Origin of the sequence: Actinomadura sp. 1N219, from assembly GCF_044326405.1 — a bacterium.
GTDB lineage: Bacteria > Actinomycetota > Actinomycetes > Streptosporangiales > Streptosporangiaceae > Spirillospora.
Map to the genome: position 1 here is coordinate 174,352 of NZ_JBIRAY010000006.1, position 19,571 is coordinate 193,922.

The window sequence follows — 19,571 nt, forward strand, 5'->3', positions numbered from 1 at the left end:
ATCGAACGGACCGTTCCAAGCCAGTCTGAGTTGCGCAACTCGGGGACTGACCGTGTCCGACCGGTGTATTCCGAAGAACAGGAGGAGATTCCCGGCGCGCGGCCCGCCGCCTCGGACGCGCGCCCCCCGCTCACGGAGGGACAACGCATGAGGGACACCCACGGCGGCCATCGACCCGAGGGCGACACGCCGGTGCCCCGCCCCCAGCGGCCGTCCGACGGCGTCCGGCAACGCCGGGACCGCCGCGACGAGACCCGCACCGCGCTGCTCACCGCCGCCGAACGCCTGTGGGCCGAACGCGGCATCCACGGCGCGTCGCTCGACGACGTCGCCGCCGCCGCCGGCCTCACCAAGGGCGCCGTCTACTCCAACTTCGCCGGCAAGACCGACCTGCTGCTCGCCCTGATGGAGCGCTTCACCAGCGACCCCGCCCACACCGACGTCTGCGAGGAACTCCGCGCCGCCGAAGAGGACACCGACCCCGCCGGCCGCTCATCCGCCCGCCACACCCCCGACGAACGCCCCCGCCAGCTCGCCCTCCTCCTCGTCGAATTCTGGCTCTACGGCATGCGCGACTACGCCGCCGGCTGGCGCATCGCCGACTGGTACGCCGAACGCCGCGCCCGCCTGGCCAGCCAACTGGACCCCACCGACGCCATAGCCCCCGACGAACGCGCCACCCTCACCATGGCCCTCGACTTCGGCCTCGCCTTCCAACACCTCCTCGACCCCGCCCGAGTCCCCACCGACCTCTACAAAACCGGCAAGGCCCTAATGCAAGGCCGCCCCCACCCCTGACCCTCCAACGGCACCCCCATCACCAACGCAACACCCACCCCAAGTCCGCCGAACTAGCACGCACACGCCCATCCACCCGCACACGCCCACCCACCCCCGCACAAGCACCGCCCAACAACCAGACACCCTCAAACACTCGCCCCGGTCGCCAACCCCACACCAAGCCACCACGCGCCGACACAACCGGCCATGGCACCCCACAACGCCCCGCCCGAACACCACAGCCCGAACACCACACCCCACCCGGCACCACAGCCCACCCGAACACCACGCCCCGCCCGGCACCACAGCCCACCCGAACACCACACCCCACCCGGCACCACAGCCCACCCGAACACCACACCCCACCCGGCACCACAGCCCACCCAAACACCACAGCCCGGTCGCACCACAGCCCGGTCGCACACCACAGCCTGGTCGCACACCACAGGCGGTCGGTCGTGGGGGTGCCGGGATGTCGCGATGGGGACGGAGTGAGTGAGTGTCGGCAGCACCGAGGCCCGGGCGAAAGTCGTTGGACGGACGGCGGGGGTCCGTGGGCCCGGGGGGTCAGTTGGATTGGGCCGGTCGGTAGGTGGTCAGTGCTGCGCCGGACGGGAAAGGGTGCGTCGCGATCAAGGTCAGGGGCGTTCTGGATTTTAGGTCGCCGAACAGGGGGCGGCCCGAGCCGAGGGCGACGGGCTGGACGCAGAGCCGGTATTCGTCCACCAAGGCGAGGCGCACGAAGGACTGCGCCAGGCGTGCGCCGCCGAACAGCACCATGTCCTTGCCGGGCTGGGTCTTAAGGCGAATCACCTGATCGGCCAGATCCGCGTCGCCGGCGACAGGGACGATGCGGGCGTTGTTCCAGCTCAGCTGCTCTGATGACCGGCGAGAGAAGACGAGTTTGGGCATGGCGTTGACACGGTCCGCATACTCGCCGGACGCGGTCGGCCAGTACCGGACCATCTCCTCGTACACGCCGCGGCCGATCAGCGCGGTGTCGATCGCGTCGAGTTGCTCCAGCGCCTCGGCCTGCCGCTCCTCGTCCGGCGAGATCATCCAGTCGAGGTCGCCGTCCGGCCCGGCGATGAATCCGTCCACGCTGGTCATCATGTAGAGCACTACGCGTCGCACATCGTCCTCCTCGTCGATGGTCCGTCAGGGTGACAGAGACCAGAGAAGGGAGAGATTCATCGGTGCCGCGCCGCCCCGTCCAACGCCCGGTGGAGTTTCTGTGGTCGCCGGGCTAGGCGGTGGGGACGATGTCGGGGGCGCCTCGGCGGTGGGCGTCGGCTTCCTGGTCGTCTTCCTGCGTCTGGGAGGCGCGTTCGGCCTCCACGCGCTTGCGGTAGTACTCGATCTCGCGGTCGCGTTGCTTCTTGGACCAGCCGAGGACGGGGGCGAGGAGGTCGGCGGCCTCCTGGGCGACGCCGACGCCGCGGTCCCAGGTCTCGATGGAGATGCGGGTGCGGCGGGCGAGGACGTCGTTGAGGTGGCGGGCGCCCTCATGGCTGGCGGCGTAGACGATCTCGGCGCGGAGGTAGTCCTCGGCGCCGGCGAGGGGCTTGGCGAGGTCGGGCTTCTCGGAGATCAGTTCGAGGAGGTCGTCCAGGAGCGTCCCGTGGCGGTGCAGGAGGTGCTCGATGCGCGCGACGTGGAGGCCGGAGCGGGACGCGAGCCGGTGGCGGGCGTTCCACATGGCCTGGAAGCCGTCCCCGCCGACGAGCGGGACGCGGTCGGTGCAGGACTCGGGGATCTTCCCGTCGAGGCCGTGCGCGACGGCGTCGATCGCGTCCTTGGCCATGACGCGGTAGGTGGTGTACTTGCCGCCCGCGACGAGGACCAGCCCCGGCACGGGGTGCGCGACGACGTGCTCGCGGGACAGCTTGGACGTCTCCTCGGTCTCGCCGGTGAGGAGGGGCCGCAGGCCCGCGTAGACGCCTTCGACGTCGTCATGGGTGAGGGGCGTGTTTAGGACGGTGTTGACATGGTCGAGGACGTAGTCGATGTCGGCCTTGGACGCGGCGGGGTGGGCCTTGTCGAGATCCCAGGCGGTGTCGGTGGTGCCGATGATCCAGTGCCGCCCCCACGGGATCACGAAAAGGACCGACTTCTCGGTGCGGAGGAGGATGCCGGTCGCGGAGTGGATGCGGTCCTTCGGGACGACAAGGTGGATGCCCTTTGAGGCTTTGACATGGATCTGTCCGCGGCCGCCGACGAGTTCCTGGATGTCGTCCGTCCAGACGCCGGTGGCGTTCACGACCTGCTTGGCGCGGACCTCGCTGGTCGTGTTGCCCTCAAGGTCGCGGATGCGCAGGCCCGTGACGCGCTCGCCCTCGCGCAGGAACCCGAGGCACTGGGTGCGGGACGCGATCTGCGCGCCGTACTCGGCGGCGGTGCGGAGCGCCATCATCACGAAGCGGGCGTCGTCCACCTGGGCGTCCCAGAGCTGGATCGCGCCGACGAACGAGTCCTTGCGCAGGGACGGGGCCAGCCGCAGCGCACCGCGCCGGGTCAGGTGCTTGTGGTGCGGGACGCCACGAGTGCTGCCCATCTGGAACGCGAGCGCGTCGTACAGCGCCACGCCGGCGCCGAAGTACGCGCGTTCCCACACGCGGTGGGTCGTGGGCAGGAGGAACGGGACGGGCCTCACCAGGTGCGGCGCGATCTGCTGGAGGAGGAGCCCGCGTTCGGTGAGGGCTTCCCGGACGAGGTCGAAGTTGTACTGCTCCAGGTACCGGAGCCCGCCGTGGATCAGCTTGGACGAGCGGGAGGACGTCCCAGACGCGAAATCCCGCGCCTCGACCACCGCGACGGACAGCCCGCGGGTGGCCGCGTCGAGCGCCGCGCCCGCCCCGACGATGCCGCCGCCCACGACGACCACGTCGAACTCCTCGCGCGCCATGCGATCGAGCGCCGCCGCCCGTTCGGCCGGACCCAGCCTGGAGCTCCCCAGGCCCGTCACAGGTGATCCCGTCATCGCGATTCCCCCCACAGCCGTTCGGTTTCCGAGCGTTTCCTACCCCAGAGTAGGGACGCGTCCACCCCGCGAACGACCGATTCCACGTGGCCTCGGTCTCAACCGATCACTCCCAGGCCCCCACCACTCCCCGAACGCCCCCACTCCCGAGGACCCCCGTCCCCAAGGACCCCCGTCCCCAAGCGACGCCGCTCCCCCAGGGCCGCCGCTCCCCCAGGGCCGCCGTTCCCGAGGGCCGCCGCTCCCCGAGGGCCGCCGTTTCCAATCCCAGGGGACGCGCACCCATGGGACGCCGCTGCCGAGGGGCACTGCTCCCCGAGGACCACCGCCCGTGAGACACCGCTCCCAAGCGACGCCGTTCGTAGGGACCGCCGTTCGTAGGGGACCGCCATCCGAGGAGACCGCCGTTCGTGAGGACCGCTGCTCCCGAGGGACGCTTCCGCCTAGGACCACCGCACCACCGCGCAGGCCCTGCGCCGCAAAGGGCTGCCGGCGGGGGCGCCGCTCGGCGAGAGGGGCCGATTCTGAGGGCGCGCGGGGACGGGCTCAGTCGTTGGAGCGGCGCGGCGCGACCACGACCTGGACGCGCTGGAACTCCTTCAGCTCCGTGTATCCGGACGTCGCCATCGCGCGGCGCAGGGCTCCGATCAGGTTCATCGAGCCGTCCGCGACGTGGGAAGGGCCGTGCAGGATCTGCTCCATCGTCCCGATCGTCCCGAGTTCGAGGCGGGTGCCGCGCGGGACGTCGCCGTGGTGGGCCTCGCTGCCCCAGTGGTAGCCGCGTCCCGGCGCCTCGGTGGCCCGGGCGAACGGCGAGCCGACCATCACGGCGTCGGAGCCGCACGCGAACGCCTTGGCGATGTCGCCGCTGTTGACCATCCCGCCGTCGGCGATCACGTGGACGTAGCGTCCGCCGGACTCGTCCATGTAGTCGCGGCGGGCGGCGGCGACGTCCGCGACGGCCGTGGCCATGGGGACGGCGACGCCGAGGACGGTCCGCGTGGTGTGCCCGGAGCCGCCGCCGAACCCGACGAGGACCCCGGCCGCGCCCGTCCGCATCAGGTGCAGCGCCGCCGTGTACGTGGAGCAGCCGCCGACGATGACGGGGACGTCCAGGTCGTAGATGAACTGCTTGAGGTTCAGCGGCTCGGCGCGTCCCGACACGTGCTCGGCGGACACGGTCGTCCCGCGGATGACGAACAGGTCGACGCCCGCGTCGATCACGGTCTTGTGGAACTGCGCGGTGCGCTGCGGCGACAGGCGCGCCGCCACGGTCACGCCGGCCTCGCGGATCTCCTGGATCCGGCGGCCGATCAGCTCCTCCTTGATCGGCTCGGAGTAGATCTCCTGGAGCCGCTGGGTGGCGCGCACGTCGTCCAGCGAGGCGATCTCGGCGAGCAGCGGCTCGGGGTTCTCGTAGCGCGTCCACAGGCCCTCGAGGTCGAGGACGGCGAGACCGCCGAACCTCCCGACCGCGATCGCGATGGCGGGGCTGACGACGCTGTCCATCGGCGCGACGACCAGCGGCATCTCGAACCGGTAGGCGTCGATCTGCCAGGCGACGCTGACCTCCTCGGGATCGCGCGTCCGGCGGGACGGCACGATGCCGATGTCGTCGAAGGCGTACGCCCGGCGGCCGCTCTTGCCCCGGCCGATCTCCACCTCAGCAGCCACTGCGCCCCTCTTCCTCACCCGGCGCCGTGGCCGGTCCTCGTCCTGCTCGGTGTCCCCGGTGCTCGGCGTTCCCGCCGACCGCGGGAACAAGCCCCGGATGAGCTTACGTCAGCGTCCACCTCGGACAGCACCCGCAGCACACCCGGTAGCACAGCAGGACGCAACTGGCACAGCAGAACGCGCCCGCGCAGGCGCACCCCGCCCCGGCAAGCGCAACAGACACAAGCAGCGGCGACAAGCACGGCAAGCATGGCGGGCGCAGCAGAGCGACAGGCCGAGCAACCAGGCGCGACACGCGCAACAAACGTAACGCGCGCACCCGCGAGGCGAGCGCACCAAGCACGGCAGACGTGGCGCCGCAGCAAGCGCGCTGGAGCGTCAGGCGTGGTGGGCGCCGCGGCGCGGCAATCGCAGCCGGGACGCGGGCGTGGCAAGTAGCGCGCCTGGGGGCAGCGGCGCAGCAGGCGCGACGCACGCAACAAACGTGGCGCGCGCGGCCGGCTGGGGGGCGGCGAAGCAGCAGGCATGGCGGCGCAGCGGGCGCGGCAGGCACAGCGGCGCGGCAGACGCGGTAAAACGACAGCCGGGCGTAGTGGGCCAGCGGGCGGCGGGCGTGGCGGCGCGGCGGGTGTGGTGGGTGTCGTGGGGTTAGCGGCCCTGGTAGTTGGGGGCCTCTACGGTCATTTGGATGTCGTGGGGGTGGCTTTCGCGGAGGCCGGCGGGGCTGATGCGCATGAGTTGGCCGCGTTCCTGCAGTTCGGGGATCGTGCGGGTGCCGGCGTACCACATCGACTGGTGGAGGCCGCCGACGAGTTGGTGCGCGACGTTGGCGAGCGGGCCGCGGTAGGGGACCTGGCCTTCGACGCCCTCGGGGATCAGCTTCTCCTCGGCGCTGACGTCGGCCTGCGCGTAGCGGTCCTTGGAGAAGGAGCCGCCGCGCTCCCGGTTGCGCATGGCGCCGAGCGAACCCATGCCGCGGTACGACTTGTACTGCTTGCCGTGGACGAAGATCAGCTCGCCGGGAGACTCCTCGACGCCCGCGAGGAGGGAGCCGAGCATGACCGTGTCGGCGCCCGCGACGATCGCCTTCGCGATGTCGCCGGAGTACTGGAGGCCGCCGTCGCCGATGACAGGGACACCGGCCTCGCGGGCGGCGCGGGCCGCCTCGGAGATCGCGGTGAGCTGCGGGACGCCGACGCCCGCGACGATGCGGGTGGTGCAGATCGAGCCCGGTCCGACGCCGACCTTGACCGCGTCCGCGCCCGCGTCCACCAGGACCTTCGCGCCCGCGTAGGTGGCGATGTTGCCGCCGACGACCTCGACTCCCGCGTTCGACTTGATCGTGGCGATCGTGTCGGCGACGCCCTTGGAGTGGCCGTGCGCCGTGTCCACGATGATCACGTCGGTGCCGGCGTCGATGAGGGCCTGCGCGCGGCGGATCGCGTCCTCGCCGACGCCGACGGCCGCGGCGACGAGGAGCCGTCCGTCGGCGTCCTTGGTGGAGTCGGGGTACTGCTCGCTCTTGGTGAAGTCCTTGGTGGTGATCAGGCCCTTGAGGCGGCCGTCGGCGTCCACGAGCGGGAGCTTCTCCACCTTGTTGCCCGCCAGCAGCCGGAACGCCTCGTCGCGCGTCACGTCCACCGGCGCCGTGATCAGCGGCATCGGCGTCATGACCTCGCGCACCGGACGGGACGGGTCGGACTCGAAACGCATGTCCCGGTTCGTCACGATGCCGACCAGGACACCCCTTACGTCGGTGACCGGCACGCCCGAGATCCGATAGCGGGCGCAGAGTTCCTCGACGTCGGCGAGCGTCGCGTCCAGCAGGCACGTCACCGGGTTGGTGATCATTCCGGCCTCGGAGCGCTTGACCCGGTCGGCCTGCTCCGCCTGCTCCTCGATCGACATGTTCCGGTGCAGGACGCCGATGCCGCCCTGCCGCGCCATCGCGACCGCCGTGCGGGCCTCGGTCACCGTGTCCATCGCCGCCGACACCAGCGGGATGCGCAGCGAGATCCTGCGGGTCAGCCGGGTCGTGGTGTCCGCCTCGCCGGGCTGCAGGTCGGAGTAGCCCGGCAGCAGGAGCACGTCGTCGAAGGTCAGGCCCTGCGGAAGGAACTTGTCGGGCTCGGCGGGGTTCATGACTACCTTCCCGTAAGTGGTGGCGGTATCGGGCCAGGTCACGGCGACCCTGTACCCATGGTAGGGCGTGAACCCGCGGCCGGACGGGCTTTGCCGACGGCGGCCACGTGGCCTTGATGACATCACGCAACAAGCCCGACGGCCCTGTACATTCCCGCTCGCGCGCACGCCCCGTGATTGTTCACGCACAGAGAAGACAGGGGGGTGCACCGCGTCGGGCGCGTAGCAGTAGCGTGGGTGTGTGCACGACGATGCTCCGCTCGACCCGTTCGCCGGCGACCCGGAGGACCCGGCGGCGGCGCTCGGAGACCCGGGCGACGACACCGCTCCGCTCAGTGTGACGGAGCGGGAGGACGTGCTGGCCGACCTCGCCGACCTGGAGGTCTTTCGGGCCCTGCTGGAACCGCTCGGCGTGCGCGGGCTCACCGTCGACTGCGGCGACTGCGGCAAGCTCCACTACATCGACTGGGAACTCCTGCACGGCAACCTGCGCCACCTGCTCGACGAGGGCCTTCCCCGCGTCCACGAACCCGCCCTGGCCCCCGATCCCGTCGACTACGTGAGCTGGGAGTACGCCCGCGGCTACGTCGACGGCGTCATCGACAGCGAAGAGGGCCGCGACGAGAACTGAAGTCCGCCGTCGCGTTCGAGTGTTTATCTCGGGGGTGGGGGGCGGCGCTCGTTGTTGTTGGGGCGGTACGGGTATTGATACTGGTTCGCGCGTTTTTGCGAGCGGTCGCGGAGGTCGTTCAGGTGGCGGCGGGTGCCTTCGTCTGACTGGGGGCGGTCGCCGGTTTGGGGCTGGGCTTCGGGGCCGCCGGGCGGTGTGGCGTAGACCGTCGTGGACGGGGCGTCCGGGCGGTCCGGGCGGCGGGGGTGCCGCTGGGGCGGGAACAGGTGCCGTGGACGCGTCTTGATCGGCTCGTAGTTCCGCTGGTCGCCGGGTTTCCGCTGCGCGGGAGGCGCCGGGACGGGACGGACGGGTGACCGCGGCCGGTCCTCGTGCCATCCGGCGTCGGTGTCGGCGGGCTTGTCCGGGTCGTCGGTCACGCCGGCGGAGCTCGGCGGCGGGGACGCGGCGGTGCGGTCCGTCACGCCGCCGCCCGCGGCGGCGACGCCGGTGCTGGCGAGGACGGCACCGGCCACGCCGAGGGCCACGATGGTGCGGGGGCCGCGGCGGCGCGAACCCGAGCCGGGACCGGACGGGGCGGGCGGGGCCGGTTCGGAGCCGGCACCGGATCCGGGGGCCTGGTCGTCCACGTCGGTGATCAGCGCGCGCAGCAGGCGTACGGCCGGGTCGGGGTCGTCGGCCTGGCGCGGGCGGGCCGCTTCGGCGCCGGCCGGAGGGACGGCCTTGGGCTCGGGCGCGGCGGTCTCGGGCGTCGAGCCGCCGGCTTCGGGGTCAGGCGTTGGGGGTGCAGCCTCGGGGGCCGGGGCGCGGGCGGCGGAGCCGGCAGCGCGCCGGGCCGCCAGGGAGTCGATGATCGCGTCCGTGCGGCGTACCGCACTGAGGTCCGCCGGCGTCCCGGCGACCGCCTGCGGCAGGCTCGCCGGCGCGGGGGAACCGCCGGAGTTCGAAGGCTCGGCCGGACCCGGGGCGCCCCGCATGCCAGTGAAGGGGCCGCGCTCCGTCAAGCGATCGACTCCTCTCTGGCCATCGCCCGAAGCCGGGCCAGAGCCCGGTGCTGCGCGACCCGTACAGCCCCCGCGGACATGCCCAGTACATTGCCGGTCTCCTCGGCGGACAGGCCCGCCACCACCCGCAGCAGCACCAGCTCGCGCTGGTGGTCGGGAAGGCGGGTGAGCAGGTCGCGGGCGCGCTGCGCCTCGATGTAGCGCACCACCGTCTCCTCGGGCCCCGGACGGTCGTCCGGGCCGTCCGGCAGGTCCTCGGTCGGCACGGCCGCGCGGACGGCGCTGCGCAGCGCGTCGGCGATCTTGTGCGAGGCGATGCCGAAGACGAAGGACGCGAAGGGGCGGCCCATGTCCCGGTAGCGGGGCAGGGCCGACAGGACGGCGATGCAGACCTCCTGGGCGACGTCGTCCGCGATGTGGTACTGCCCGGAGACCCGTCCGAGACGGGCCCGGCAGTACCGGACGATCATGGGGCGAACCTCGGCGATGAGGACCTCGATGGCCCCCGGGTCGCCCTGGACGGCGAGGCTGGTCAGCTCTCTGAGGTCACCGTCGGCCGCTTTCGCCGCGCGCAGAACCCTTATCCCACGGCCGGTGTCGTGGGGCATCGGAGGGGCGAGCCCTCCCGAGGGTTCGGCGGCGCTCGCGGTCATGGTCCCGGCGTAGCATCCCTCGGTCACGTCAAGCATGATGCCCAGCACGGCCGGGCGTGTCTCCACCGTCCTCTACAACGGAATGGTCACAGTGCTGGAGCAGTCCTGGGATTACTACGTGGAGTAGCCGGTCAACAGCGGACTGTTCTCGATTTCTACCCACCCACAGTCGGGCAAACAGGTGGAAACAGCTCAATGACTAATGGACAGGATGTCGAGCACCAAAAGGCGAGACCCCCGTCCGGACGGACGGGGGTCTGCCGTTGGTCTCCGGACGATCCGTCCGGCGAAGGGCCGGCTCAGTGGCCGTGCCCGTGGCCGTGGCCGTGACCGCCGGCGGCCTCCTCGGCCTCCTCCGGCTTGTCGACCACGAGCGCCTCGGTCGTGAGCAGCATGCCCGCGATCGAGCCGGCGTTGGTGACGGCGCTGCGCGTCACCTTCACCGGGTCGATGACGCCCTGCGCGACCAGGTCGCCGTACTCGTTGGTGGCGGCGTTGTAGCCGTGGCCCGGCTGCAGCGCGCGCACCTTGGAGACGACGACGTAGCCCTCCTGGCCGGCGTTCTCGGAGATCCAGCGCAGCGGCTCGTCCAGCGCGCGGCGGACGGCCTCGGCGCCGGTCGCCTCGTCGCCGGACAGGCCGAGGGTGTCGAAGCCCTCCTTGGCCACGTGCACCAGGGCGGCGCCGCCGCCGGCGACGATGCCCTCCTCGATCGCCGCGCGGGTCGCCGAGATGGCGTCCTCCAGGCGGTGCTTCTTCTCCTTCAGCTCCACCTCGGTGGCGGCGCCGACGCGCAGCACGCAGACGCCCCCGGCCAGCTTGGCGAGGCGCTCCTGCAGCTTCTCCCGGTCCCAGTCGGAGTCGGAGTTCTCGATCTCGACCTTGATCTGGTTGATCCGGGCGGTGATGTCGTCCGCGGAGCCCTCACCGTCGACGATGGTGGTGGCGTCCTTGGTGACGGTGATGCGGCGGGCGCGGCCGAGGTCCTCCAGGCCGATGGAGTCGAGCTTGAGCCCGATGGCCTCGCTGACGACCTGGCCGCCGGTGAGGGTGGCCATGTCGCCCAGCATCGCCTTGCGGCGGTCGCCGAAGCCCGGCGCCTTCACCCCGACGGACAGGAACGTCCCGCGGATCTTGTTGGCGACGAGCAGGGCCAGCGCCTCGCCCTCGACGTCCTCGGCCACCACGAGCAGCGGCTTCTTCGTCTGGGCGACCTTCTCGGCCAGCGGCAGGAACTCCTGCACGTTGGAGATCTTGCCGTCCACGATGAGCACGTAGGCGTCCTCCAGGACGGCCTCCATGCGCTCGGGGTCGGTCACCATGTGCGGCGACAGGTAGCCCTTGTCGAACTGGAGGCCCTCGGTGAACTCCAGCTCGAGGCCCATGGTGTGGGCCTCCTCGACGGTGATGACGCCGTCCTTGCCGACCTTCTCGAACGCCTCCGCGATCAGCTCGCCGATCTGCGGGTCCTGCGCGGAGATGGTCGCGACGTGCGCGATCTCGCTCTTCTCCTCGACCTCGCGGGCCGACTTGAGGAGCTGGTCGGACACGTACTGGGCGGCCGCGTCGATGCCGCGCTTGAGCGAGAGCGGCGACGCGCCGGCCGCCACGTTGCGGGTGCCCTCGCGGACCATCGCCTGCGCGAGGACGGTCGCCGTGGTGGTGCCGTCGCCCGCGATGTCGTTGGTCTTGGTCGCCACTTCCTTGGCGAGCTGGGCCCCGAGGTTCTCGTAGGGGTCCTCCAGCTCCACCTCGCGGGCGATGGTGACGCCGTCGTTGGTGATCGTCGGCGCGCCGAACTTCTTGTCGATGACGACGTTGCGGCCGCGCGGGCCGATCGTCACCTTGACGGCGTCCGCGAGAGCGTTGACGCCGCGCTCAAGAGCCCGGCGAGCGTCCTCCTCGAACTCCAGGATCTTCGCCATGCGGATACTCCTCTTTACGCGATCCGCCCCGACCGGCCCGCCGAAGGCGGCGCCGACCGGGGCGGGTGCATCACGTTCTCGGTGATTACTTCTCGATGACCGCGAGCACGTCGCGGGCCGAGAGGACGAGGTAGTCCTCGTTGTTGTACTTGACCTCGGTGCCGCCGTACTTGCTGTAGAGCACGACCTCGCCGACCTTGACGTCGACGGGGACGCGCTCGCCCTTGTCGTCGACGCGGCCCGGGCCAACGGCAAGGACGGTGCCCTCCTGGGGCTTCTCCTTGGCGGTGTCCGGAATCACCAGGCCCGACGCGGTGGTGGTCTCGGCCTCAAGCGGCTGGACGACGATACGGTCCTCAAGCGGCTTGAGAACAACCTTGGTGGCGGTCGTCACGATCTGACCTCCCCTTCGATTGGTCCTCGGCCGGCCACAGGTGGGCCGGCCAGCACATGTGACAGAAGAGGCGACCCTGGACCGGCCTGTCGTCGCGGGTGCCAGACCGACCTTCGTCGCTGTTGTTGGCACTCTCCCTCGGAGAGTGCCAGTCATGGAGACTATTCCGTGCCCGGTAAGCAGTCAACACGGACACGGAGACGCCCCGGAGCCGTCTGCCCGCGTTCACCGCAGGCTAACTTCATGCGCCGCCAGCAGCGCGAACAGGGTCCCGGGCAGGAGCCGCCGTCTTCGCTGCTTGGACATCGCTAACGTCCTTCTATGGACAGCGCGTCGTTCCAAGCTCTGCTCGGCCCGTCCGGTCAGGCGCTGCTGGACGAGGCGGCGAGGCTGGACGTGAGCGAGGACGGTCTGCTCGCGACGGCGTCCAGGCTCCGCGAACGGCACGATCCCGCGCTCGTCGCCGCCGCGCTCACGCAGGTGCGGTTGCGCGAGCGGGCGCGGGCGAAGTTCGGCGACGACGCAGGCCGCATGTACTTCACCCAGGCGGGGCTCGAACAGTCGACCCGCGCGAGTGTGGCGTCGCATCGCGCGCGACGGTTCGCTGACCGTCTGCCTGGCGCGCGTGTGCTGGAGCTGGGTTGCGGGATAGGCGCCGACCTCATCGCACGGGCGCACGTGGGTCTCGTTGGGGAAGGTGTGGAAATCGACCCGCTGACGGCTGACGTGGCGCGGGCGAACGTGGTTTCCCTGGGGCTGGACGGTCTCGTCTCTGTGCGCGTGGGTGATGCGGCTGAGGAGGACCCTGGCGGGGAGGACCCTGGCGGGTTCGATGCCGTCTTTGCCGATCCTGGACGTCGCACGGCACGAGGCCGCATCTTTGATCCTCGCTCGTATGAGCCGCCGTTGGACGTCGTCCTGGACAAGGCCAGTCGGGCACCGGGCGCGTGCGTGAAGGTCGCGCCGGGCATTCCGCACGAGGCCGTCCCGGACGGTGCGGAAGCAGAGTGGGTCTCCGTGGGCGGGGACGTTAAGGAAGCGGCCTTGTGGCTTGGCGAACTCGCTGGGGACGTTAGTCGGCGAGCCACTCTGCTTCCGTCCGACACCCACTCCGATGCCGAAACGCGTGCGTGGACGCTGACGCCGCAGGGCCTGGACGTCCCGGACGTCCGCGCATGGGGCCGCTATCTGTACGAGCCTGACGGCGCCGTGATCCGCGCCCATCTGGTCGGTGAGGTCGCGGCGCTGGTCGGCGGCGGGCTCGCCGACCCGCAGATCGCGTACGTCACGTCCGACGAGCTGCGTCCGACGCCGTTCGCGTCCGCGTACGAGATCGACGACGTGCTGCCGTTCTCCGTCAAGCGCCTGCGCGCGGAGCTGCGGCGGCGCGACATCGGCGTGCTCACCGTGAAGAAGCGCGGTTCGGCGGTCGACGTCGACCGGCTGCGCCGCGACCTGGGCTTCGGCGGCCGCCGCACGTCGCGGGGCAAGGCCGGGGAGCTGACGCTGGTGGTGACCCGCGTGGGGCGGGATCCGGTCGCCCTCCTCACCCGTCCCGTCCCCCGTTCCTGACCCGCGCGACCCGCGCCCCCGGGACCCGCCCGACCCGGACGCCGCGCGACCCGGGGGACGCCGCGCGAACCCGGGACCCGCCCGGAACGGCGGGGGGCGGGGATCGAGTCCAAAGATCTTCCCGCCGCCCGGCCGCGCCAAGCGAGACCGGGCGACGCGCCACGTCCGGGCAAATCATCTTCGCTTTCCGGCATCGGTTCACCAGAGATTGCGGGCGCCCGGCAAGGCGGTAACGCCGAGCGCAAATCGGCGCGCCGGGATGGGGAGACCGAAAAACACCAAGTCAGGTTCGGCGGCCGGGACTTCCGCGCTTCCGAATACGCCTCATAAATGGCCCGGACCCCGCCGGACGGCATGACATTCCACGGACACGTGTCGCTCCGGCCGTGAGCGGCGGCGGTCCGCCAACTGCCGATGTCGGACGAGATGTACGGACAGAACACCGGCCTGAGACCGCCGCTCCAGCGCCCGTCCACGGCGCTCATCACCACAATCGGCACGATAGCCGCAAAGCGGGTAAATGCCTTGCCGCCGGAGAACTCTCGCTATTCGCCCCAGCCGGGTAACAGGCACATTACACAGAACTCACAATGTTCTCTGCTCCCCGTTATAGGCGCCCCCCGCACGCACTACAGTGGCCTCTCCAGAGATTCATTGCCGTGCGTCATTTCGTCGCGCCGGCACACGAAGGAGCATCGGGTGGAAACGAATCACAACTTCCTGCAGACGGGGGGTCAACCGGTCTCGGATCGGATGCGGGAGTTGCTCGCCCGTGCGGCGCAGGACCACGTCTATGAACAGCGCTCACAGGGTCAGGTCCTGGACGAGATTCGCCAGCGGCTCGAAGGTATGGAGTGGCTGCTCCGCGAGGTCCGCGAGCGGGAGCTGACCGGGCTTACCGGGCAGCTCGACACCGTCCGCGGGCAGATGGACGAGATGGCGGGCAAGCCCCCGGAGTGGATCGAGGGGCTGGCCGAGCACCTCGAGGCGTTCGGCGAGCGGGTCAAACCGGTCGCCGAGCTGCCCGCGCTGTGGGCCGACGTCGGCGTCGTCGCCGAGAACGTCGACGAGGGCCTGGCCCGCATCCAGTCCGTCCTCGACTCCGCGCAGCAGATCACCGACGCCACGCAGCAGGCGTCGCAGCGCATGGACGAGATGACCAAGCGGCTCGACAAGCTCCAGGGCAGCATGGAGGCCGCGTCCGTCCGGTTCAACCGGCTCGACAAGTCGCTGGCGGAGCTGGGGCACCGGTCCGAGCGGCTCGAGCATTCGATCAACGGCGTCACGGCGCGGGTCGACCAGGCGCTCGGCGAGATGGCCGAGCGGATGGAGCAGGGCCTGGAGGCGGTCAACGGCCGGGTCGAGGGCGTCGGCGGCCGGCTCGACGGCCTCGACGGGCGGCTGGACGGCGTCGACGGCCGCCTCGAAGGGCTGTCCGGCAAGCTGGAGGGCCTGGACGGCAGGCTGGAGGGCATCGACGGCCGCATCGACGGCGTCGGCGAGCGGATCGCCCGGCTCCCCGCCACGCTGGAGATCGCCGAGGTGCACCGGCTGCTGGCCGAGCTCGTGCAGCGCGCCCCGGCCGACCACGCCGACCGCTTCGACGCGCTGGAGAAGCACCTCGCCGAGGCCGTCGACCCGCTGGTCGAGGAGCTGCGCGCCCGGCCGGACCGCGACGAGGTCAGGGCGACCATGTCGCAGATCGCCGAGACGGCCTACAGCGACGTCGCCAAGCGCATGGACGAGTTCTCCCGCCGGTTCGAGGACGTGCACGACGACGTCCGCAAGCGCATCGAGGGCATCCACGAGGAGGTCGCCAAGCGGGTCGACGGGGCGCTGGAGGAGTTCACCACGCAGGTCGACATCGTGTCCCGCCGGGTCGAGTCGGTGCACGCCGACGTCACCAAGCAGGTCGAGTCCGTCCACACCGAGGTGTCGCGGCAGGTCAGCGGCGTCCACGACGACTTCGGCAAGCGGATCGGCGACATCCACGCCGACGTCACGCGGCAGGTCGGCACCATCCACGAGGACGTCGCCAAGCAGGTCGGCAACATGCAGGAGGACGTCACGCGGCACGTCGGGGGCGTCCACGAGGAGCTCGCGCGGCGCGTGGAGGGCATGCAGGACGAGGCCCTCCGCCGCGCCGACACCGCGCAGGCCGAGTTCGCCAAGCGGGTCGCGCACGTCGAGAACGAGGTCGGCCGGAAGGTCGACGGCGTCCACGACGACGTCTCCAAGCAGGTCAACGCCGTGCACGAGGACGTGCTGAAGCGGCTGTCCACCCTGGAGGAGACGATGCTCGCCCTCGCCGAGGCACTGCTCCGTCCCCGCCGCGAGTCAAAGGACTAGCGGCGCCCGACATCGCTATTAGGACGGGTGGGGCCGCTTCAGGCCCCACCCGGTCTGCTGCTGGGGCCCAAGCGATCCACTCCCGGGGGTATTCGGATACCCACCGGAATCCGCGACGTTTGTCCGGCAAACCGCCGCAAAGACCGGAGGTGCTCCGCCATAGCACCGCGATGACGTGCATCTTGTTACGTTCCGTCTTCGCAAAATCACTCCCAATACCCTTCGGAATCCGTTTTCATGGATCAGGTGACTCGCACACCGGCTCCCGTCCTGCCGACCGGCGCTCCACCCGGCCACGCAACCCTGCGCTGGGTCGAGGAATGTCTGGGCAAGGGCGCCGAGGTCCGCATGGTGCGGCCGCTCGCGGGCGGCAGCGCGCACGCCAACCACGCCCTCCTCGTGGAGAGCCGCTCCGGCAGCGCGCACCGGCTCGTCCTGCGCCGCTGGACGTCCAGCGAACCGGTCACCGCACGCCGCCCCCACGGCACCGAGTTCTCCCCCGAACGCGAGATCGCCGCGCTCGCGCTGCTCGCCGCGTCCGAGATCCCCACCCCGGCGCTCGTCGCCGCCGACCCCGCAGGCGCCTACTGCGACGTCCCCGCGCTGCTCATCACCCGCCTCACCGGCCACCCGCCGCGCCCGTCCCCCGACGACCTGCCCGAGTACCTGATCCAGCTGGCGGCCGCGCTGCTGTCGGTGCACACGCTGAACGGCGCGTCCACGATGCCGCCGTACGTCCCGCACAACCGGCTGGACGAGCGCTGCCCGCCCAAGCACTCGCACCGCCCCGCCCTGTGGGAGCGCGCCTACGAGATCGCGTCCCGGCCGGCGCCGGAGGCGCCCGTCCGGTTCATCCACCGCGACTACCACGCCGACAACACGCTCTGGTCCTACGGCAAGCTCACCGGCGTGGTCGACTGGTCGGACGCCTCGTCCGGGCCGATCGCCGTCGACATCGCCCACATGCGCCGCGGCCTAGCCCTCCGGTACGGGCCCGGCATCGCCGACCGCTTCCTCTCCGCGTTCGACCAGGTCTCCGGCGGCTACCCGCACGACCCCTACTGGGACGTCCGCAGCCTCCTCGACCTCCTCCCCGAAGACGACACGCGGGTCATCGACGAGGCCCAAGTGCCCCTCTACGAGGATTACCTCTCCAAGCTCCTGGCCGACTGCTGACGCCAGGCCCAGAGCCTCAGAGCAGGACGGATTCGATCGGGAGGCTCGAATCAGCCGGGAGTTCAAGGGCTGACGGGGACGCCCCGGCGGCGAGGAGTTCGGAACCCAGCGCGGCGACCATCGCGCCATTGTCGGTGCAGAGCTTCGGGCGCGGAACGCGCAACCGCACCCCCGCCCGCTCGCAGCGCTCCGCCGCGAGCGCCCGCAGCCGCGAGTTGGCCGCGACGCCGCCGCCGATCAGCAGGTCGTGGACGCCGTTGTCCTTGCAGACCTTCAGCGCCTTCTGCGTCAGGACGTCCACGACTGCTTCCTGGAAGGACGCGGCCACGTCCGCGACCGGGACGGGCTCACCCGCGCGTTCCTTTGCCTCCACCCAGCGCGCCACGGCCGTCTTCAGGCCGGAGAACGAGAAGTCGTAGGTGCCGTCCTTGTACTTCCCGCGCGGGAACGCGATCGCGGCCGGGTCACCGTCGCGGGCAATCCGGTCGATGACCGGCCCGCCGGGAAAGCCCAGGTCGAGGACGCGGGCGACCTTGTCGAACGCCTCCCCGGCCGCGTCGTCCACCGTGGCGCCGAGGGAGCGGACGTCGCCCGTCACGTCCGGCACCAGCAGCAGCGACGAGTGCCCGCCCGACACCAGCAGCGCCACGCACGGCTTCGGCAGCGGACCGTGTTCGAGCTGGTCGACGCACACGTGCGCGGCCAGGTGGTTGACGCCGTACAGCGGCTTGCCGAGCGACAGCGCGTACGCCTTCGCGGCGGCGACGCCGACCATCAGCGCGCCCGGCAGGCCCGGCCCGGCCGTCACGGCGAACGCGTCGACGTCGGTGAACGCCACGCCCGCGTCGGCGAGGGCCCGCTCGACCGTAGGCGCCATCGCCTCCAGGTGGGCGCGGGACGCGACCTCGGGCACCACGCCGCCGAACCGGGCGTGCTCGTCGACGCTGGAGGCGATCGCGTCCGCGAGGAGGGTGTGGCCGCGCACGATCCCGACGCCGGTCTCGTCGCAGGACGTCTCGATGCCGAGCACCAGCGGCTCGTCCGAAATCACGTGTTCTCCCTGGTGAAGCCCATCGGCGGACGGTCGCGGAGCTTGCGGCACATGACGATCGCGTCCACGTCGGAGGGCTGGTAGTAGCGCTTGCGGATGCCGACCTCCGCGAAGCCGAACCGCTCGTACAGGCGGCGGGCCGCGTCGTTGTCGGCGCGGACCTCCAGGAACACCGCCTCGCTGCCCCGGCGGGCGGCCTCGTCCAGCAGCTCGGCGAGCAGCGCGGCGCCGACGCCCGACTTGCGCTGGTCGGCGCGGACGCCGATCGTCTGCACGTCGGCCTGGCCGCCGGCCGCGGCGAGGCCCGCGTAGCCGACGATCTCGCCGCCCGGCGCCTCCGCGACGACGTAGTGGCGCGTCCGCGGCTGGTCGGCGAGCTCGCCGGTGAGCATCTCCTCGCTCCACGCGTCCTCGGGGAACAGCGACTGCTCCAGCAGGTGGACGGTGGGGACGTCCGCGCCGGACATCGCCCGCAGGACGACGCGCCCCGTTTCGTGCGGGCTCACGCCCGCGTCACCTTCTTGCGCGGGCCCGGTTCCTTCGCGTCCGGACGGCGGAGGTAGAGCGGCTCGGGCGGCAGGAGGGCCGGGCCCTTCAGCCCGGCCAGGCGCGCGACGGCCAGTTCCGCGAGCGCGCCGGCGGCGGGCAGCAGCGGCTCGTGCCCCGACTCGCCGAAGATCTCCGGGTACAGGGCGGCTCCTTCGCCGACGACGGGGAGGCCGTGCGGCGCACCGTCCAGGACGTCGGCGGGCGGGCCCACGGCAGGCTCGGTGGCGCGCGCGCGGAACGAGTGGTAGCGCGCCCAGTAGAGCTCTTTGCGGCGGGCGTCCGTGGCGACGGCGAACGGCTCGTCCAGTCCGGTGGCCCAGGCGATGACGTCCAGCGTGCAGATGCCGTGCACCGGGATGCTGAGCGCTTCGCCCATGGAGCGGGCGGTGACCAGCCCGACGCGCAGTCCCGTGTAGGGGCCCGGCCCGACGCCTACGGCGATGGCGCTGAGATCGTCCGGGGCGGCGCCCGCCTCCGCCATGACGCTCGCGATGGACGGGGTCAGCAGTTCCGTGTGCCTGCGCCGGTCGACCGCGTCGGCCGCGCCGCGCCGCACGGCGCCCTCACCTGGTGTCCACTCGTAAAGCGCCACGGTGATCGCGGCGGTCGCGGTGTCGAAAGCCAAGACCAGCACGGGTTGTAAGCCTACAGGTCCCGTCCGCCGCGACGGCTGTCAGGCGACGGGTCAGAT

16 protein-coding genes are annotated in these 19,571 nt (G+C 71.4%); 5 read left to right on the plus strand and 11 right to left on the minus strand.

All coding sequences use genetic code 11. From position 1 onward, the window contains the following. The first annotated feature begins 147 nt into the window (after positions 1 to 147). The gene (locus ACH35V_RS20420; RefSeq protein WP_395974388.1) at positions 148 to 798 is read left to right on the plus strand and encodes a TetR/AcrR family transcriptional regulator; all 651 of its coding nucleotides are present in this window, start codon (positions 148 to 150) and stop codon (positions 796 to 798) included. Between the two features lie 549 nt (positions 799 to 1,347). Here the strand turns inward: ACH35V_RS20420 and ACH35V_RS20425 are convergent. The 4 genes from ACH35V_RS20425 to guaB form a co-directional block, all read right to left on the minus strand. Then, positions 1,348 to 1,914 carry a dihydrofolate reductase family protein gene (locus ACH35V_RS20425; protein ID WP_395974389.1) on the minus strand — a complete coding sequence of 189 codons (567 nt, stop codon included), beginning with the start codon at positions 1,912 to 1,914 and terminating at the stop codon, positions 1,348 to 1,350. A gap of 112 nt (positions 1,915 to 2,026) precedes the next feature. Further along, on the minus strand, positions 2,027 to 3,760 hold the full coding sequence (locus ACH35V_RS20430; RefSeq protein WP_395974391.1) for a glycerol-3-phosphate dehydrogenase/oxidase: 1,734 nt from the start codon (positions 3,758 to 3,760) through the stop codon (positions 2,027 to 2,029). Positions 3,761 to 4,306: 546 nt separating this feature from the next. Continuing rightward, complete coding sequence (locus tag ACH35V_RS20435; protein ID WP_395974746.1) at positions 4,307 to 5,422, minus strand: GuaB3 family IMP dehydrogenase-related protein; 1,116 nt, start codon at positions 5,420 to 5,422, stop codon at positions 4,307 to 4,309. A gap of 660 nt (positions 5,423 to 6,082) precedes the next feature. Next, positions 6,083 to 7,576 (minus strand): IMP dehydrogenase, encoded by a 1,494-nt coding sequence (gene guaB, locus ACH35V_RS20440; protein WP_395974748.1) that lies wholly within the window; start codon positions 7,574 to 7,576, stop codon positions 6,083 to 6,085. 241 nt (positions 7,577 to 7,817) lie between these two features. On the opposite strand from guaB, the gene ACH35V_RS20445 reads away from it, so the two are divergent. Then, positions 7,818 to 8,207: a DUF5319 domain-containing protein gene (locus ACH35V_RS20445; RefSeq protein ID WP_138649375.1), complete on the plus strand. Its 390-nt coding sequence runs from the start codon at positions 7,818 to 7,820 to the stop codon at positions 8,205 to 8,207. A gap of 23 nt (positions 8,208 to 8,230) precedes the next feature. Here ACH35V_RS20445 and ACH35V_RS20450 read toward each other — a convergent pair whose 3' ends face one another. The 4 genes from ACH35V_RS20450 to groES form a co-directional block, all read right to left on the minus strand. Beyond that, positions 8,231 to 9,211, minus strand: coding sequence for a hypothetical protein (locus ACH35V_RS20450; RefSeq protein WP_395974393.1), 981 nt, complete (start codon positions 9,209 to 9,211; stop codon positions 8,231 to 8,233). Continuing rightward, complete coding sequence (locus ACH35V_RS20455) at positions 9,208 to 9,819, minus strand: sigma-70 family RNA polymerase sigma factor (RefSeq protein WP_131971063.1); 612 nt, start codon at positions 9,817 to 9,819, stop codon at positions 9,208 to 9,210. The genes ACH35V_RS20450 and ACH35V_RS20455 overlap by 4 nt, the downstream gene beginning before the upstream one ends. Before the next feature lie 344 nt (positions 9,820 to 10,163). Continuing rightward, on the minus strand, positions 10,164 to 11,789 hold the full coding sequence (gene groL / locus ACH35V_RS20460) for a chaperonin GroEL (protein ID WP_395974395.1): 1,626 nt from the start codon (positions 11,787 to 11,789) through the stop codon (positions 10,164 to 10,166). 85 nt (positions 11,790 to 11,874) lie between these two features. Next, on the minus strand, positions 11,875 to 12,186 hold the full coding sequence (gene groES, locus ACH35V_RS20465) for a co-chaperone GroES (RefSeq protein WP_205717442.1): 312 nt from the start codon (positions 12,184 to 12,186) through the stop codon (positions 11,875 to 11,877). Positions 12,187 to 12,504: 318 nt separating this feature from the next. Here groES and ACH35V_RS20470 point away from each other — a divergent pair, with 318 nt between their 5' ends. The 3 genes from ACH35V_RS20470 (at position 12,505) to ACH35V_RS20480 (ending at position 17,280) form a co-directional block, all read left to right on the plus strand. Next, positions 12,505 to 13,755, plus strand: coding sequence for an SAM-dependent methyltransferase (locus tag ACH35V_RS20470; RefSeq protein ID WP_395974397.1), 1,251 nt, complete (start codon positions 12,505 to 12,507; stop codon positions 13,753 to 13,755). Positions 13,756 to 14,454: 699 nt separating this feature from the next. Further along, the gene (locus tag ACH35V_RS20475) at positions 14,455 to 16,104 is read left to right on the plus strand and encodes a hypothetical protein (protein ID WP_395974399.1); all 1,650 of its coding nucleotides are present in this window, start codon (positions 14,455 to 14,457) and stop codon (positions 16,102 to 16,104) included. Between the two features lie 237 nt (positions 16,105 to 16,341). After that, a complete protein-coding gene (locus ACH35V_RS20480) occupies positions 16,342 to 17,280 on the plus strand; it encodes a phosphotransferase family protein (protein ID WP_395974401.1) in 939 nt (312 codons plus the stop codon). A 16-nt stretch (positions 17,281 to 17,296) separates the two neighbouring features. Here ACH35V_RS20480 and tsaD read toward each other — a convergent pair whose 3' ends face one another. Genes tsaD through tsaB form a run of 3 tightly spaced genes read right to left on the minus strand, consistent with a single transcriptional unit; the run spans position 17,297 to position 19,514 of the window. Continuing rightward, positions 17,297 to 18,331, minus strand: a complete 1,035-nt coding sequence (gene tsaD / locus ACH35V_RS20485) for a tRNA (adenosine(37)-N6)-threonylcarbamoyltransferase complex transferase subunit TsaD (RefSeq protein ID WP_395974402.1) — start codon at positions 18,329 to 18,331, stop codon at positions 17,297 to 17,299. Beyond that, positions 18,328 to 18,837 carry a ribosomal protein S18-alanine N-acetyltransferase gene (rimI, locus tag ACH35V_RS20490; protein WP_395974403.1) on the minus strand — a complete coding sequence of 170 codons (510 nt, stop codon included), beginning with the start codon at positions 18,835 to 18,837 and terminating at the stop codon, positions 18,328 to 18,330. Before rimI ends, tsaD begins: the two co-directional genes overlap by 4 nt. Further along, positions 18,834 to 19,514 carry a tRNA (adenosine(37)-N6)-threonylcarbamoyltransferase complex dimerization subunit type 1 TsaB gene (gene tsaB / locus ACH35V_RS20495; RefSeq protein ID WP_395974404.1) on the minus strand — a complete coding sequence of 227 codons (681 nt, stop codon included), beginning with the start codon at positions 19,512 to 19,514 and terminating at the stop codon, positions 18,834 to 18,836. Before tsaB ends, rimI begins: the two co-directional genes overlap by 4 nt. Positions 19,515 to 19,571: the final 57 nt, after the last annotated feature.

Coding starts and splice junctions, on each gene's coding strand:
- ACH35V_RS20420 (WP_395974388.1), top strand. CDS start 148: ATGAGGGACACCCACGGCGGCCATCGACCCGAGGGCGACACGCCGGTG.
- ACH35V_RS20430 (WP_395974391.1), bottom strand. CDS start 3,760: ATGACGGGATCACCTGTGACGGGCCTGGGGAGCTCCAGGCTGGGTCCG.
- guaB (WP_395974748.1), bottom strand. CDS start 7,576: ATGAACCCCGCCGAGCCCGACAAGTTCCTTCCGCAGGGCCTGACCTTC.
- ACH35V_RS20455 (WP_131971063.1), bottom strand. CDS start 9,819: ATGCCCCACGACACCGGCCGTGGGATAAGGGTTCTGCGCGCGGCGAAA.
- groL (WP_395974395.1), bottom strand. CDS start 11,789: ATGGCGAAGATCCTGGAGTTCGAGGAGGACGCTCGCCGGGCTCTTGAG.
- ACH35V_RS20470 (WP_395974397.1), top strand. CDS start 12,505: ATGGACAGCGCGTCGTTCCAAGCTCTGCTCGGCCCGTCCGGTCAGGCG.
- ACH35V_RS20480 (WP_395974401.1), top strand. CDS start 16,342: ATGGATCAGGTGACTCGCACACCGGCTCCCGTCCTGCCGACCGGCGCT.